The sequence below is a fragment of the Taibaiella chishuiensis genome (assembly GCF_003014535.1).
GTDB lineage: Bacteria > Bacteroidota > Bacteroidia > Chitinophagales > Chitinophagaceae > Taibaiella > Taibaiella chishuiensis.
Genome location: NZ_PYGD01000001.1, coordinates 627,282 through 642,044, shown reverse-complemented (window position 1 = coordinate 642,044; position 14,763 = coordinate 627,282). Strand labels below are relative to the sequence as shown.

The window sequence follows — 14,763 nt, the reverse complement described above, 5'->3', positions numbered from 1 at the left end:
CGATCCTGCCCCTGGCGCTGTTAAGCGGAGGTTAGTAACACATGCTAAAGAAAAAGCATGCTTTAATTTGTGCGAACCAAATCCGTATTTATGAAAAAGATAGCCACATTTATTTCCTGCATGTTTGGGGCACTGGCATTACATGCCGGCGACATCCTGATCCGCGACATTAACCTGATACCGATGACCGGCAAAAAAGTAATTGCCGGGCAAAGCGTACTGATCCGCGATGGCAGGATCCTGGCGATCGGTAAAAACGCCGGCAGCCGGGCGGAGGCCGGCGCACAGGTTATCGAAGGCAAGGGCAGGTACCTGATGCCGGGCCTTACCGATATGCATGTGCACCTGCCGGAACCCGCCAGGACAGACACCCTGCTGCTGATGAACATTGCCGCAGGTGTTACGCATATACGGGTAACGAATGCCCGCAAGCTGCAGCAACAGGAGCTTAAACAGCGCCTGGCCCAGGCTGCGGCGCCGGTAAGCCCGAAAATTATATACAGTTACCTGATCGGTAAACAGGTGCAACGCGACGAAAAAACACTCGACAGCCTGATGTTGGCGCTCAAACAACAGCAGATCCGCTTTATCAAACTGTTCAGCGTGGCCGACGAAAAAGCATTCGATCAGCTGATGGCCGCAGCCCGGCGCAATGGCATGACTGTTTACGGCCATTACCCCGCTTATGCACAGGGCGAAAAAATGATACCCCTTCCCATGGACAAGGTATTGGCATCGGGTTTTGGCAGTATCGAACACCTGGGCGGCTACGAAGACCTGGAGCAGGCTGCAGCGATCAGCAAAGCAGTAAAACAGACGCGGCAACACGGGGTATTTAATTGCCCCACCCTCGATTGGGATATGATCGGTTTCGACCAGTTGTACCCCGATGCCTACCGGCAAAGGATTACGTATAACCTGGTACCGGCAAAGTATACCGGCTATTGGGAAAAGAAATATACAGAAGACATCGAAAAGGCCGGCGGTAGTGCCAAGGTAATAGCCGACCGCGATGCCCACCGCCCGGTGCTGGCCCGCAAACAGGAAGTCCTGAAACAACTTGCCGCCAATAACTGTCCGCTGCTGATCGGCAGCGATGCCACGGGCGTATTCCAGGCCGATGGTTTTAATGTATATGAAGAGATGATGAACTGGAGCCGGGCGGGACTCGACAACTATACCATTTTAAAATCAGCCACGCATACTGCCGCTTTATTTGCCGGCGAGGCCGATCGCTGGGGCACCATAGAAGCCGGTAAGGATGCGGATCTCATCATACTGGAACAAAACCCGCTGGAGGATATCAGCAATATAACCACGGTATGCACGACATTGATCGACGGCCGCATTTATCATAAAAAAGATATTATGGCGCAGCTGTAGCTGTTCAACAAGCAATACGCAACAGGCGGCCATTGGGTCGCCTGTTCTGCATATGTTCGCCACATAAAAACAAGCCCTACATTTGTAGCGCCTATGCTGCACCAAATGCAGCAGGAAACAAAAACAATAATCTCTCATGAAAAAGTATGTACTGCTTGCTGCCTGTTGCCTTTTCGCCCAATTAGTGCTGGCCCAGCTGCGCCCATCCGACTCTGTCTACAAAAAGATCGTATCACTCGACAGCCTGGTGTTCGAAGAGGGTTTCAATAAATGTAACCATAGCTTTTACGACGAGATTATTGCCGAAGACCTGGAATTTTACCACGACCTGGGTGGTATTACACAGGGCCGCGCCGACTTTATCCGTTCCGTAAAGAACAATATCTGCGGCGGTAAGGAGAAAATGAAACGGAGCCTGGATCATATGAAGGTATACCCGCTAAAGGATAAGGGCAAGATATACGGCGCGGTGCAGGAAGGCCTGCATAGTTTTTATATCCGATCAAAAAACGACTGGACCAAAACCGGCAGCGCCCGGTTTGTACACCTCTGGCTCTACGATGGTACACACTGGCAATTAAAAAGGGTGTTGAGTTATAATCACTAGTAACGAAGAAGCCATAGAAAGACAAAGGGACAAAACAGAACGGATCTGTTTTGTCCCTTTGCGGTACCTACTTGCCGTTCAGACAAACAGCCGCAGAGAATAGCGCTTTGCGATCCTGTGTTTACTTCCGTTTATCTACCCATTTTACTTTTTATCATCTTAATGATTTCTTCGTCTTCGTACTTTAGGGGGTTGTACCAATGTTTGGCTTTGGTAAGGTAAAACGAGAAGCTGCCGTTCGGCGTATTTACAAGCACTGCTTTGCTGATAACCAGGAACGACTTGCTATCGACTTCCGTGATGTCCCGGATGGGAATCTGAAAACTTTTAAACCCGGTTCCCAACAGGGAACTTCCTATAGTAGGTTCGAACGAAATGTTCTGATCATCTATTGTGATCGTTCCACTCATACCCACACCTCCGAAAAATTCTTTCTGAAGACCATCGGTAATCGATAGCAGATCGTCGCCATCGACGGGTATTCCTCTTTCGCTAAGTGCGTATTTAGCAACAAACCGCGTGAAAGTCCCATTCGTTTTTGCTTCCGGAAAGAAGAAATTTACATCAAACTGGTTGGGCTTGTTACAAGCGGAAAACGCAACCAGGCAAAGGAAAAGGGACAAATAAAGTCTAAATGTACTTGTTGTTTTCATAGGGGCTATTTTGACCAAATATAATAAATTATAATTTTTAATCATAATCCCTTGAACAAGTTTTGTGCGATTTGTTTTATAATCCCGATGCGGCGCAGCGCTCATAGCGGGACAATAGAACCCATCCTGATCGCAGAAGGCCAGAAGCAAATTGCAGGTATCTATGTTTATCCTCTCCTGTCCGCAACGTTCCTTGCAGGAAACGTCGCGGGGAAACAATTTATAGTCAATGGCTCGATGCGATGCGGCGCTCATGGCGAAAAAAAAAGTAGATCTCTGCGAGAAAATCTGGGATCAAGCGGAATTCCTGTGGGATAAAAAGCCTTGTTCTTAAAACGAATCATCGTTTTGCCAGATACCTATTTATTTGCTTAGCTATTCGTAGTGTCTCGCTACCAATTTACCTGGCCTGGCCGCTACTGCTAATTGCAGCAGTAGAATATGAGTTTTTTCTCGCAGCGATACGGCGACGCAGCGAACGGGTGTATATTGGTCATAACATCTGGTCACCAACCGCGTAGGCATTCTTCGTTCAACACCCGTTACATACACTGCCGGGACGTCAAGCCAGAAAACAACCAAACATACCGACCTTTAGAAAAAGGGCGTTAATAAACCGCGTAGCGCTCATGAGCACCAATAGGAAAATAAAAAACACAGCGAATAAATGCTGCAGGACGCCGTATAAAAAGAAATACAGTTCCCACAGTCTGGCCCTGTACCTTAGTTCGTTCGTCATTCCTTCGTCCATTTTTTGCTACCGCCCGGACTTATTTCTTTTAGGCGTACAAGGCATTTTTAGCCCTTTTCTACAGTCTTGATTTTTGCTTCTTTGTATTAAGACAAAGAAGAATAAAAAAATCAGGGTAAGTATCCCAGAGTCCCCCAACTTTTCCACTTCATCCAAAATCCACCCCCTTCGCAAAATTTATTACAGGAGACGTGTTGCGGAAAAATAAAAAAAGCGTCACAGAAAAAATCTGTAACGCTTTGTATCTCTGGTAGCGGAAACGGGAGTTGAACCCGTGACCTCAGGGTTATGAATCCTGCGCTCTAACCATCTGAGCTATCCCGCCATTGGGCTGCAAAGGTAAAACAGAATTTTAAAAGTTCAAAAATTAAAATGGAAATTAAGTCTTCCAATTTTTATAAAATTGAAAACCAGTTTTTTACAGGGAAATTAAGGCTATAATACCTGCACTATTTATGCCCCTTTTCCTTAACGACCCTCCTGAGATCGATCATATTTAAAGCATTGCTTTGCAAGCCGCTGATATCACGATGGGTAAAATGCAACAGCTCGTCGTAGAAAAGCGGAACCACCGGCGCCATACTGGTGGCCAGGCTGTCCATTTTACCGTACAATGCAAAACGCAGCGAATCATTATTGGTCTGCAGGCTCTGGTTATACCACCGGTCGAAGGTGGCATTCTTAAACCGGGAGTAGTTGGGCGGCGCCGGGAACTTTCCATAGAAAAAAGCGAGATAAGTCTCCGCGTCGGGATAATCGGCAATCCACTGCGCCTTAAAAAAAGCAATATTGCTTTGGCTGATCTGTTGCCGCAACGAGCTTTTCAACATCACCTGCACTTCGGTCTTTATACCCACATCGTTCAATTGACTGGCTACAAAATTGCAGATATCCGCATCGGCATCCGAGGCCGTGAGGATAATAACGGGCAGGTTGCTCCCCCCTTCAAAACCCGCTTCCTGCAACAGTTGCAGGGCCCGCGCCGGGTTATAATCGTAGCCTTTAACCGGCGACTGCTCGGTACCGGGCATACCCGGCGGAATAAAACCCCGTGTAGCGGGTACCCCCACTCCGTTGCGGAAATAGGTAACGATCTTGCTCCGGTCTATGGCATAGTTGATGGCCTGCCGGATTTTCAATAACCGTATAGGGCTGTTGCGGATCAGTTTATTATCCGGGTCGACGATAAAACCCAGGTATTCGGTATTGAGGTATATCTTTTTGGAGAGGTTGATCCGGTCGGCAAATTCGGGCCGCAGGGTGCCTTTTTTCGTCAGCACCAGGTCCTTCATCGATCCGTCGATACCGCTTACGAAATCGATCTTGTCCTGGTTGAACAACAGGAACTCCATGGCGCGGGTTTCGTGGAAGGATACCTGTATGGCATCGAGATAAGGCAGGGACTTGCCAGCAGCATCCTTTTCCCAGTAATGCGGGTTGCGGTGCAATACGAGCATATTGCCTTCGTCCCAGTATTTAAAATAAAAAGGGCCGGTGCCACAGGGATGGTTCCTGAAATCCTTGCCCCAGCGGCTTACTACCTCGCGGGGTACCACCGAGCAATAGGGCATCGTCAGGATCTCGGGCAGCGGGCGGAAGGGTTCGCGCAGGTGCAGCACAAAGGTAGAATCGTCGGGCGCTTCGAAGGGTTGCTGGTCGCGCACCCTGTCGTTAAAGATCCAGGCGCCCGCCGAAGCAGTGGCCGGGTCGATAATACGGCCAAGACTGTATACCACATCGGACGCGACCATTTTACGGCCTTTGCCCCCGGGAAAGGCTTCATTATCCTGGAAGTAAACATCGCTGCGGAGGTGGAAGGTGTACTGCAGGCCGTCGGCCGAGGCCTCCCAGTTATGCGCCAGCGATGGCGTTACATGCAGGGCGCTGTCGACTTCGAGCAGCGTATTGTAGATGTGGTGCACATTCCACATCACCGTCAGGTTTTTGGCAAAGGCCGGGTCGAGGGTTTCCATACCGCCGATCTGGTTGTAACGGAACACGGCCTCTTCGCTGCCCGCCTTATGCCCACAGGCCGGAAGCAGCGCCAGGCCTGTGCCGGCCAGTATTGCTAAAAACAAACGGGAAAAATGCATTGTGCCTGCAATGTACAAAAAACAAACAGATGACCTTCCCCCCGAAAGTCATCTGTTCTTATGTAAAATGGAATATCCTGATGTTGTATGTTATTGTTTTACCAGTTTGCCTATGGCGCTTTGTCCGCCACCCTGCAATTCCAGCATATAAATGCCCGGGGCAAGACCCGATACATCGGCATGAAGTTCGGCGGCACCCTGGCTTACTTTACCCATATTGCGGGTCATCACTTCGCGGCCGGTCATATCTTTAACGCTCAGGTTCACTTCGGTGGCCCGTTCGGTGCTGAAGGTCATTTTTACCATGGCCGGTGTGGGGTTGGGCGACAACTGCAGTTTCATGCGGCCGTGTTTATCCACATCGTTTATCGCGGTTGGCGTGGCTTTCTGGATAATCGTATTGCAATCGCGGTTATCCGCAAAATCGGGGTCTATGTATGCGCCGTTGCCGGTAGGGTTACTTTCTACCCGTACACAGAATTCCTGTTCCTGGTCGGTAGAGCTTCCGTCCACATTGGTAATCGTGGCCAGCTTTATGGTACGGGCCTGCCCGGCGGCTATGCCTTCCGTAAGCACAAAAGGCTGGCGGTTAAAGTCGAACATAAGTGGTGTATTGTACCACAGGGTATCGCCCACTACGAGATCGGCAGTACCATTGTTCTTAATATTTACCGTTACGTCGAACTGGGCAAAAGCCGCGATCACTGCTCCTTCGGACGGGGAAATAAGGGTAACTGCCATATTACAGCTACGTTGTTGTGCAAATGCACCGGCAACCGAGAACACCGAGCATACAAGGGGGAGGATCAATTTCTTAATATCCATCAGTATTTAAATTTGCCCTAAAAATACATAAAATAAATTTGTTTGAAAATCAAAAAAAGCTTAATATGTCCGGTGCTCCGGGCATTTCGGCCGGGTTTAGATTTTTTGTTATATTATTATATTTAGGACCATCCAGGTATGCGTTTTTCCATTTTTATCATTACATTTGCGCACTTTTTAATAAATAATTGTGCATTTTATTTACTATGGCAATAATTCAGAAAATTCGGGATAAATATGCAAAGCTGGCCGGTGGCGTCATTGTTTTAGCGCTTGTGGGCTTTATACTGATGGACTATGGTAAGGGAGGAAGAACCCGCTCTACCACCATTGGTAAGATCGACGGTAAAAAAATTGACTATACCGAATACGAAGCCAGGGTGCAGCAAAGAGAGAACGAGATAAAAGCACAAAACCCTAGTGCCAATATCGATGATAACAACCAGGCGCAGATCCGCGACCAGGTTTGGAACCAATTGGTCAACGAACAGTTGCTGAGTGGTATCAATGATAAACTGGGTATCATAGTAAGTAAAGCAGAGCTGAACGACCTGCTTACCGGACCGAATCCCGATCCGACGGTAAAACAGGCTTTCACCAACCGGGAAACCGGCGTGTTTAACCCGCAGGAGGCTGCTGCACAGATCCAGCAGATCAAAAAAGACCCGAACATGAAAGATAACTGGGCTGCCTTCGAAGCAGACCTGGTAAAACGTCGTTATGCTTCAAAATTCAATGCTCTTGTTGCTGGCGCTATGTATGTTCCTAAATTTATGGTAGACGACCAGGCTGCAGCCCGTAATACCCTGGCCAATATCAACTATGTAAAACTGCCTTACTCCCTGATCGCCGACGACCAGGTAAAAGTAACCGATGCCGAGATCAAAGAATACATGGAAGCGCACAAAGCCATGTTCCAGATCAAAGATCCGTCCCGTAGCGCAGAATATGTAAGCTTTACCGTTGTGCCTTCGCACGATGACTCCGCCCGTTCGCTGGGCGACCTCGAGAAGATCAAAACTGAATTTGCAACCACTACCGATATCGAAACTTTCGTAAATAAGAATTCCGAAAACCCGATGCCGGCCAACTTCTTTACCAAAACACAGCTGCAGGGTTTACCGAATGTAGACGAACTGATGAATGCTGCTGCCGGTACCGTAGTAGGTCCGTTCTATGACGGCAACTCTTTTATGCTGGCCCGTATCGAAGAAAGGAAAACCCTTCCTGATTCTGTAAAATGCCGCCACATCCTGGTGAAGACTTCCGAAGGCGGAAAACCCGTAATGTCCGACTCTGCTGCCAAAGCAAGGATCGACAGCGTTATGGCTATGGCTAAAGCCGGTGTTCCTTTCGATACCCTGGTACAGCGTTATTCCCAGGACGAAGGCAGCAAGGGGACTCATGGCGAGTACGACTTCCAGCTGGCACAGCGTGCTTCTATCTCTAAAGAATTCGGCGATTTCATTTTCGAAGGCGCTACCGGTTCCGATAAGATCGTAAAAGTAGAAAACCCCAGCTATGGCGGTTACCACTATATCGAGATCCTGAAACAGGCAGCACCTGCCCCGGTAAGCAAAATCGCATTTGTAAGCAAACAGCTTACCGCCGATAAAAATACATATGACGCTATTTATAGCCAGGCTTCCCAGTTTGCATCCAAAGCCACCAATGGCGCCGCTTTCGATAAAGAAGCAAAAGCGCTTGGCCTGAACCCCGCGCCAGCCGATGGCCTGAACGAAAACAGCTCCGTTGTTAACGGCCTGGGTTCTTCCCGCGAGATGGTGAAATGGGCTTATGACGCTAAGGTTGGCGATGTATCGCAGATCTTTACTATCGGCGACCGCTACATCGTAGCCAAGCTGAACGGCATTATGCCTGCAGGTCTTGCCCCGATCAATGCGCAGACCCGCCCGCAGCTCGAAGTATTCGTGAAGCGCGTTAAGAAAGCAAAAATGCTGATGGACCGCAGCAAAGGCAAAGGCAGCCTGGAAGCGATCGCCACCAGCGAAAACCAGCAGGTAGCTGTTGCCGATTCTATCAACTTCCTGCAGGCAATGCTGCCTAATGCAGGCCAGGAGCTGAAAGTTGTTGGTTATGCCTTCAACAAAGCGTTTAAAGAAAACACAATGTCTCCCGCTATTGCCGGCCAGGACGGCGTATTCTACCTGACGGTAAGAAGCCGTGCAGCACTTACTGCTGAACGCAACGAACCGATAGAACGCCAGATGATGGAGGGCAACCTGAAAGCCAACGCCGGTGCGATCGTTACCAACGGCCTCAGGGAAACAGCAGAGGTGAAAGATATGAGGGGTAGCTTTTACCAATAATAAACATAAGAATATCAGGAAAAGGGGCGCCATGGATGCCCCTTTTCTATTTTAAAAAACGGGAGGCGACAGGACAACTTTCGCCATACCGCAGATCCAAGTTTAATAAAAGTAATGGCAGCAGGAAAGAAGATTGTGCTTACCGTCATCAATGATCTTAACTACGACCAGCGCATGATCCGCATTTGCACATCGCTGGCCGGGGCCGGTTATGACGTAACCCTGGTAGGACGGGAACATAAAGGCAGTAAGCCGCTGCAGGATAAAGCCTTCCGGCAGGCAAGGCTCCCGGTAGGCCCGCAGGACGGGAAGCTGATGTATCTTATTTTCTGGATCAAATTGTTTTTTTACCTGCTGACGCAAAAAGCCGATGCCATCTGTGCGATCGATCTCGATACCATTTTGCCGGTATACCTGGCTTCGGTATTGAAAAGAACAAAAAGGGTATACGATGCGCACGAACTTTTTACGGAGTTGCAGGAAGTCGTAACACGGCCCAGGGAAAAGAAGATCTGGGACCGTATCGAAAAATTTGCCGTGCCCCGCTTCCCGGTGGGTTATACCATCGGCGCCAGTTATGCCGGTGTATTTAAAGAGCGGTATGGTGTAGACTATGCCATCGTCCGGAATGCCACCATACTCCGCCCGCTTAGTATACCTGAAAAAAAAGAAAAATACATTTTATACCAGGGTGCGGTTAATGTAGGCCGCTGTTTCGAATTCCTCATCCCGGCCATGCAATATGTCGACGCCCCGCTGATTATCTGCGGCGCCGGTAACTTTTACGAGCAGGCGGTGGCCCTGAGCCGCCAATATGGCCTGGAGCATAAAATCACGTTTCATGGTTATATTCCGCCGGAGCAGTTAAGGGAGTACACGCTTAAAGCATGGGCCGGTATCACCCTGTTCGAGGCCGTGGGACCAAGCAACCGGCTATCGATGGCCAACCGGTTTTTTGACTATATGCACAGCGGGGTACCGCAGTTGTGCATGGCCTACCCGGAATATGAAAAGGTGAATGCCGAATTTGAAATCGCCGCATTGATCGACCAACCCAGCCCCGAAACCATTGCTGCCGCGCTTAACCGGCTGCTGCAGGACGAAAGTTACCACCACCGGCTGGAACAAAACGCCCTGAAGGCGCGGGAAAAATATTGCTGGCAGGAAGAAGAAAAAACCTTGCTGGGCGTATACCGTAAACTCTGGGGCAATGCCGTTGTAGCCCGATAAAAATCCTGATTTATGAAACTCCATTTTATCTCGTTCGATATACCAGCGCCGCCGGATTACGGGGGTATCGTGGATGTTTTTTACAAAATCAGGAACCTCTGCGAAGCCGGCGTAAAGATCTACCTGCACTGTTATGCCTACGGCAGACCCGAGGCGCCCGAGCTGGAACAGTACTGCGAGGCGGTATACTATTATCCCCGGAAGACGGGCTGGAAAGGGCTTTCGCTCCTATATCCATACATGATGTATTCGCGCCGCGACAAAGCACTGCTCGAAAATCTTGTCCGTATCGATGCGCCTGTTCTTTTCGAAGGCGTGCATACGGCCTACTACCTGGGGCACCCTGCCCTGGCCGGCCGCCGGAAAGTATTACGCAACCAGAACCTGGAACAGGAATACTTTGGCTTACTGGCGCAACGCAGTACGGGCCTGTTTAAAAAACTATATTACCGGGTGGAGTCCTGGCTGCTGAAGCGTGCCGAAAGCCGGCTGCAGGCTGCCGATGTATTTATGACCGTTGCGGAGCACGATCATGATTTTTTCAAAGCCTTGTATCCCGGTAAACAACACGAGTACATTCCTTCGTTCCAACCTTATAACGATATTGCCGTATTACCCGGCCAGGGCACCTATTGCCTTTACCATGGCAACCTGGGCCACCCGGAAAATGAAGAAGCGGCGCTTTTCCTGCTTCAAAATGTTTGTCCGCATACGCCGGTATCTTTTGTATTTGCGGGCAAGGATCCCTCCCCAACCCTGCAACAGGCTTGTGCCCGGCTCGATAACTGCAGCCTGGTAGCCAACCCGGCCCCCGAAGAGATGGCCGCGCTCGTGGGTAACGCACAGGTACACCTGTTGCCTACCTTCCAGCCTACCGGGCTTAAACTGAAACTGCTGCATGCCCTGTTTCACGGACGCCATGTTATCGTCAACAGCGATATGGTACGGGGCACGGGACTTGCCGCATTATGCCATGTAGCAGCCGATGCAGCCGACTTCTGTAAAAAAACAGAAGCCCTCATGGCCCTGCCTTTCGGGGAGAAAGAAATCAGTGCCAGGAGGACCTTGCTCTTGGAACGGTATGATAACCGTAAAAATGCGCAGCGTATTATAACATGCCTTCGCTCGTAATTTCGTTTACCGCACCCTGCTCGATACGCACCACGCGCGCAGGGTACCGCTGTATAATGCCATAATCGTGTGTGGCCATCACTACGGCCGTATGGTAATCCTTACAGATGGTGAACAGTAGTTGCATAATCTTATCGGTGGTTTCCGGATCAAGGTTACCCGTAGGCTCATCGGCCAGGATCAGCTTGGGATTATTGAGCAGGGCCCGGGCTATATCCACGCGCTGCTGCTCGCCGCCACTCATCTCGTAAGTCATTTTATACCCTTTGGCGCGCAGGCCCACCTTATCGAGCACATTCTCTATCTTTTCCTTGATCAGCACCTTATCGCTCCAGCCCGTTGCCTTTAGTACAAATTCAAGATTGTCGTTTACATTACGGTCGGTAAGCAACTGGAAATCCTGGAATACGATACCCAGGTTACGACGCAGCAGGGGCACGGTTTTCCAGTTAAGGCTTTTCAGGTCGAAGCCGGCTACATCGCCCTCCCCTTCCTTCAGCAACAGGTCGCCATACAGGGTTTTGAGCAGGCTCGACTTACCCGTACCGGTTTTACCGATAAGATAAACGAACTCGCCTTTCTTTACTTCCAGGTTTACATTTCCCAGGACAAGACTTTTACCCTGATATATCTGTGCATTACGTAGGGATACCGGTATCGCTTCGGACATGAAGTAAAATTTTTAATGGCTACAAAAATAGGTTTTTAAGACCAAAGGTTCTTAACGAAGAATGCCGGAATTCCGTATGACCCGGTTTATTTTTTTAAGAATTATTACCAACGGCGGATAAAAAAAGACAGGCCGCAGGTATGCGGCCTGTCCGGGTCAATCGTATTGTTTATAGTTTCTTGCTCGAGATAATGATATCTCCGGCTATATCCATCGGCATTTCCTGTCCGCCCACATTGATCTTACCATTGATTACCTGGTGGGTTTTACCCGATATAATCTGGCCTGTGGCTATATCCACTTCCATATTACCATCCTGCTTACCGGTCATCTCCATTTTCATCTGCATACCGCCCTGGTTCATTTCGGTCGCGGGCAGTTTCATTTCTGAAACTACGGCTACGGTCGCTTTACCATTGGTAATCGATTTCAGGGTATAGGTATTGTCCATATTGATGTTAAAGCCCGAAACGCCCATCTTGCTTTGCTTATGCCAGCTTTCGCCTACCTTAACGGGTTTACCCGGGTACATATCAAAGGAGTTCTGCATCATCTGGCGGATCGCCGTATCGCTGAATTGCTTCTGCAGTTCGGCTTTGGTAGCCGCGTCGCCCGGGAGCGCGCTCATCATCTCGCCCAGGTTTTCGACCTTTACAATACTGCCATCGGGCGCCAGGGTAATGCTGAAAGATTTGCCGATCAGGCTATCCATAAAGGAAAGCATGTTCTCCCCCTTTTTACCGGAGCGGGAATCGTATTCCATAGCACCCATAGGGGTGGTACTTTTCATCTGTATATGATCGTAAGTGATCGACAGTTTCTTGTTCTCTGCTTCCGAAGCGGTTACCTCATAGATCATATCCATCACCACCTTTTGCTGCATACCGCTCATACCCATGGTATTGATGGTCTGGCTCACGTCGGTGGAGTACAGGTATTTATCACCGGGCTTGAAGTTAAGCTTCAGCTCGGCCTGTTCGCCGCTGCCGCCCGACTTACCCGATCCACAGGAGCTCAACGCTACGAATAGGGCCATAGCAGTCACCAGGGCAGAAAACATTAATCTTGTTTTTCTCATGTTTTTGGTTTTGTGTTGCGCAAATATAGCCATTCCGGGTTTTCCGGCAGGTTATATAAAAACAGCTTATATTTTATATGGTTTATTTTTTTTAGGGGAAATAGATTTTCCTATTTTTGAAGGACCAACATGTATCTGCTCCAAACACCCAAATTGCTGCGCGCCCTGTCTCCCTCCTTTGCGGAATGGGAGATGCCCGTGGCTGCAAGCGAGCCGGCCGTATACCTTACCTTCGACGATGGTCCGCATCCTGTCGCTACGCCATTTGCCCTGGAGCAGCTGGCGCGCTATGAAGCGCAGGCCACTTTCTTTTGCGTGGGTAAAAACGTGGTGGAATACCCCGACCTGTACGACCAGGTTCTTGCGGCGGGTCATAGTACCGGCAACCATACGCACAATCACCTGAAAGGCTGGCGTACCAATACCAAAGCGTATATCGAAGACACGATGACCGCATCGCGGTTTATCAACAGCAAACTTTTCCGGCCGCCCTATGGCCGCATCAAACGCATGCAGGCTGTGCGGCTGCACGAAGCGGGCTATCGCCTCATCATGTGGAGCCTGCTCAGCGGCGATTTCGACACCGGCCTCAGTCCGCAACGCTGTCTCGAAAACGTGGTCTTTAACCTGAAGCCGGGCCATATCGTAGTGTTGCATGACAGTACCAAGGCCTGGGACAGGATGAGTTATGTGCTACCCCGCATACTGGAACACTGCAAAAAGAACCGTTGGGCGCTGAAAGGCCTGTAATACCCTGAATATCCTATACCCCACTTCATGAAAAAGAAAAAAATATTGCGCGTCCTACTGCTGCTGGTTATACTCGTTGCCGGGCTCGTGTTTGCTACCGATGCCTGGGTAAGCCGCTCTACACGCAGCCAGGTGTATAACGATGTGGCGGCTATACCGCACAACAAAGTAGGCTTGCTGCTGGGTACTGCCAAAACCCTTAAAGACGGCAGTGTGAACCTTTATTACCAGTACCGGATCAATGCAGCCATCGCGCTTTACAAGGCCGGCAAGGTAGACTTCCTGCTGGTAAGCGGCGATAATGGCCGTGTAGCATACGACGAAACCTCTGCCATGCAGGCCGATCTTATTGCAGCCGGTATTCCCAAAGAGAAGATATTTATGGACTATGCCGGCTTCCGCACACTGGATAGCATTTTACGTTGTAAAGAAGTTTTTGGGGAAAGCCGCATCACGGTTATTTCACAGCTGTTCCACAACCAGCGTTCCCTGTTTATTGCCAACCATAAAGGATTGACGGCGGTTGCCTTTAATGCAGCAGATGTACAGATCAGCAGCGGTTTCCGCACGCAGTTGCGCGAAAAGTTTGCTCGTGTAAAAATGTTGCTGGACCTGGCTTTTGGCAAAGAAGCTAAATTTTATGGCGACAAGATCCCGATCGGTTAAGCGCTGAAAACCGGGTTACCAAAAAATTCGAACCAGCCGGGGCACAGCATTGCCCCGGTTTTTTTATTTACGCTCCCGCCTGTTACGGTTACCTCCTTTTTACCCGGAGCACAATGCACTGGGTTGCTTTTGTTTGTTTACACACATTAACGGGCGCCATTCCACCAGTCATTTTATTTTTGGGTAAAAGCGATGTTATGGTCAATACATCTCCTAAAATGAGGTTCATATGGTGTTGTTTATGTATAGTAACAGCAATAACGATCGCAACATGGGTAACCGCGAAGGCCCTGGTTCCGCAAAAGCGCGGCGATACCGTATTGCGCTGCGGCAATGATAGGGTACAAAAAATGCTACGGGAACAAAACCCCGGTTTTGATCAACAACAGCAGGAGCATGAGCAAGCCCTGCAGCGAACACTTGCCGGAAAAGAAAAAGCCAGGGCCGCCGGTTCGAAAAAGAGCAGTAAGCCATCCGGATCAGGAAAAAGAAGAAAAAGATGAAGCAGTAGTAATGTTTGACCTGCGTAATTCTAAAAAAAGTAATTTAAATAAATTTGCAATCGTGCAGCGTTCACTTTGGGTAAATTAACAGTT

13 protein-coding genes and 1 tRNA gene are annotated in these 14,763 nt (G+C 49.3%); 8 read left to right on the top strand and 6 right to left on the bottom strand.

Annotated features, from left to right (window positions below):
• Nucleotides 1–90: 90 nt before the first annotated feature.
• On the top strand, nt 91–1,383 hold the full coding sequence (locus B0I18_RS02765; protein ID WP_146146637.1) for an amidohydrolase family protein: 1,293 nt from the start codon (nt 91–93) through the stop codon (nt 1,381–1,383).
• A gap of 136 nt (nt 1,384–1,519) precedes the next feature.
• On the top strand, nt 1,520–1,990 hold the full coding sequence (locus B0I18_RS02760) for a nuclear transport factor 2 family protein (RefSeq protein WP_106521109.1): 471 nt from the start codon (nt 1,520–1,522) through the stop codon (nt 1,988–1,990).
• A 131-nt stretch (nt 1,991–2,121) separates the two neighbouring features.
• Here B0I18_RS02760 and B0I18_RS02755 read toward each other — a convergent pair whose 3' ends face one another.
• From B0I18_RS02755 to B0I18_RS02735, 4 genes are all read right to left on the bottom strand, one after another.
• The gene (locus B0I18_RS02755; protein WP_146146636.1) at nt 2,122–2,643 is read right to left on the bottom strand and encodes a hypothetical protein; all 522 of its coding nucleotides are present in this window, start codon (nt 2,641–2,643) and stop codon (nt 2,122–2,124) included.
• A 999-nt stretch (nt 2,644–3,642) separates the two neighbouring features.
• Nucleotides 3,643–3,719: transfer RNA gene (locus B0I18_RS02745), tRNA-Met, on the bottom strand.
• 124 nt (nt 3,720–3,843) lie between these two features.
• A complete protein-coding gene (locus B0I18_RS02740) occupies nt 3,844–5,472 on the bottom strand; it encodes an ABC transporter substrate-binding protein (protein WP_245882037.1) in 1,629 nt (542 codons plus the stop codon).
• A 105-nt stretch (nt 5,473–5,577) separates the two neighbouring features.
• The gene (locus B0I18_RS02735) at nt 5,578–6,312 is read right to left on the bottom strand and encodes a T9SS type A sorting domain-containing protein (protein ID WP_106521105.1); all 735 of its coding nucleotides are present in this window, start codon (nt 6,310–6,312) and stop codon (nt 5,578–5,580) included.
• A gap of 206 nt (nt 6,313–6,518) precedes the next feature.
• Here B0I18_RS02735 and B0I18_RS02730 point away from each other — a divergent pair, with 206 nt between their 5' ends.
• From B0I18_RS02730 to B0I18_RS02720, 3 genes are all read left to right on the top strand, one after another.
• Nucleotides 6,519–8,642 carry a peptidylprolyl isomerase gene (locus tag B0I18_RS02730; RefSeq protein ID WP_106521104.1) on the top strand — a complete coding sequence of 708 codons (2,124 nt, stop codon included), beginning with the start codon at nt 6,519–6,521 and terminating at the stop codon, nt 8,640–8,642.
• A gap of 114 nt (nt 8,643–8,756) precedes the next feature.
• Nucleotides 8,757–9,872: a glycosyltransferase gene (locus tag B0I18_RS02725; RefSeq protein WP_245882036.1), complete on the top strand. Its 1,116-nt coding sequence runs from the start codon at nt 8,757–8,759 to the stop codon at nt 9,870–9,872.
• A gap of 12 nt (nt 9,873–9,884) precedes the next feature.
• A complete protein-coding gene (locus B0I18_RS02720; protein ID WP_106521103.1) occupies nt 9,885–11,003 on the top strand; it encodes a glycosyltransferase in 1,119 nt (372 codons plus the stop codon).
• Here the strand turns inward: B0I18_RS02720 and B0I18_RS02715 are convergent.
• Entirely contained in the window at nt 10,981–11,673 is a 693-nt protein-coding gene (locus tag B0I18_RS02715; protein WP_106521102.1) for a cell division ATP-binding protein FtsE, read from the bottom strand. The two genes, B0I18_RS02720 and B0I18_RS02715, sit on opposite strands and share 23 nt — an antisense overlap.
• Nucleotides 11,674–11,842: 169 nt before the next feature.
• Complete coding sequence (locus B0I18_RS02710; protein ID WP_146146635.1) at nt 11,843–12,751, bottom strand: DUF6263 family protein; 909 nt, start codon at nt 12,749–12,751, stop codon at nt 11,843–11,845.
• Nucleotides 12,752–12,880: 129 nt separating this feature from the next.
• Here B0I18_RS02710 and B0I18_RS02705 point away from each other — a divergent pair, with 129 nt between their 5' ends.
• The 3 genes from B0I18_RS02705 (at nt 12,881) to B0I18_RS02695 (ending at nt 14,758) form a co-directional block, all read left to right on the top strand.
• Nucleotides 12,881–13,501 carry a polysaccharide deacetylase family protein gene (locus B0I18_RS02705; protein ID WP_106521100.1) on the top strand — a complete coding sequence of 207 codons (621 nt, stop codon included), beginning with the start codon at nt 12,881–12,883 and terminating at the stop codon, nt 13,499–13,501.
• A 27-nt stretch (nt 13,502–13,528) separates the two neighbouring features.
• The gene (locus tag B0I18_RS02700) at nt 13,529–14,167 is read left to right on the top strand and encodes a SanA/YdcF family protein (RefSeq protein ID WP_106521099.1); all 639 of its coding nucleotides are present in this window, start codon (nt 13,529–13,531) and stop codon (nt 14,165–14,167) included.
• A 375-nt stretch (nt 14,168–14,542) separates the two neighbouring features.
• Nucleotides 14,543–14,758 (top strand): hypothetical protein, encoded by a 216-nt coding sequence (locus tag B0I18_RS02695; RefSeq protein WP_146146634.1) that lies wholly within the window; start codon nt 14,543–14,545, stop codon nt 14,756–14,758.
• Nucleotides 14,759–14,763: the final 5 nt, after the last annotated feature.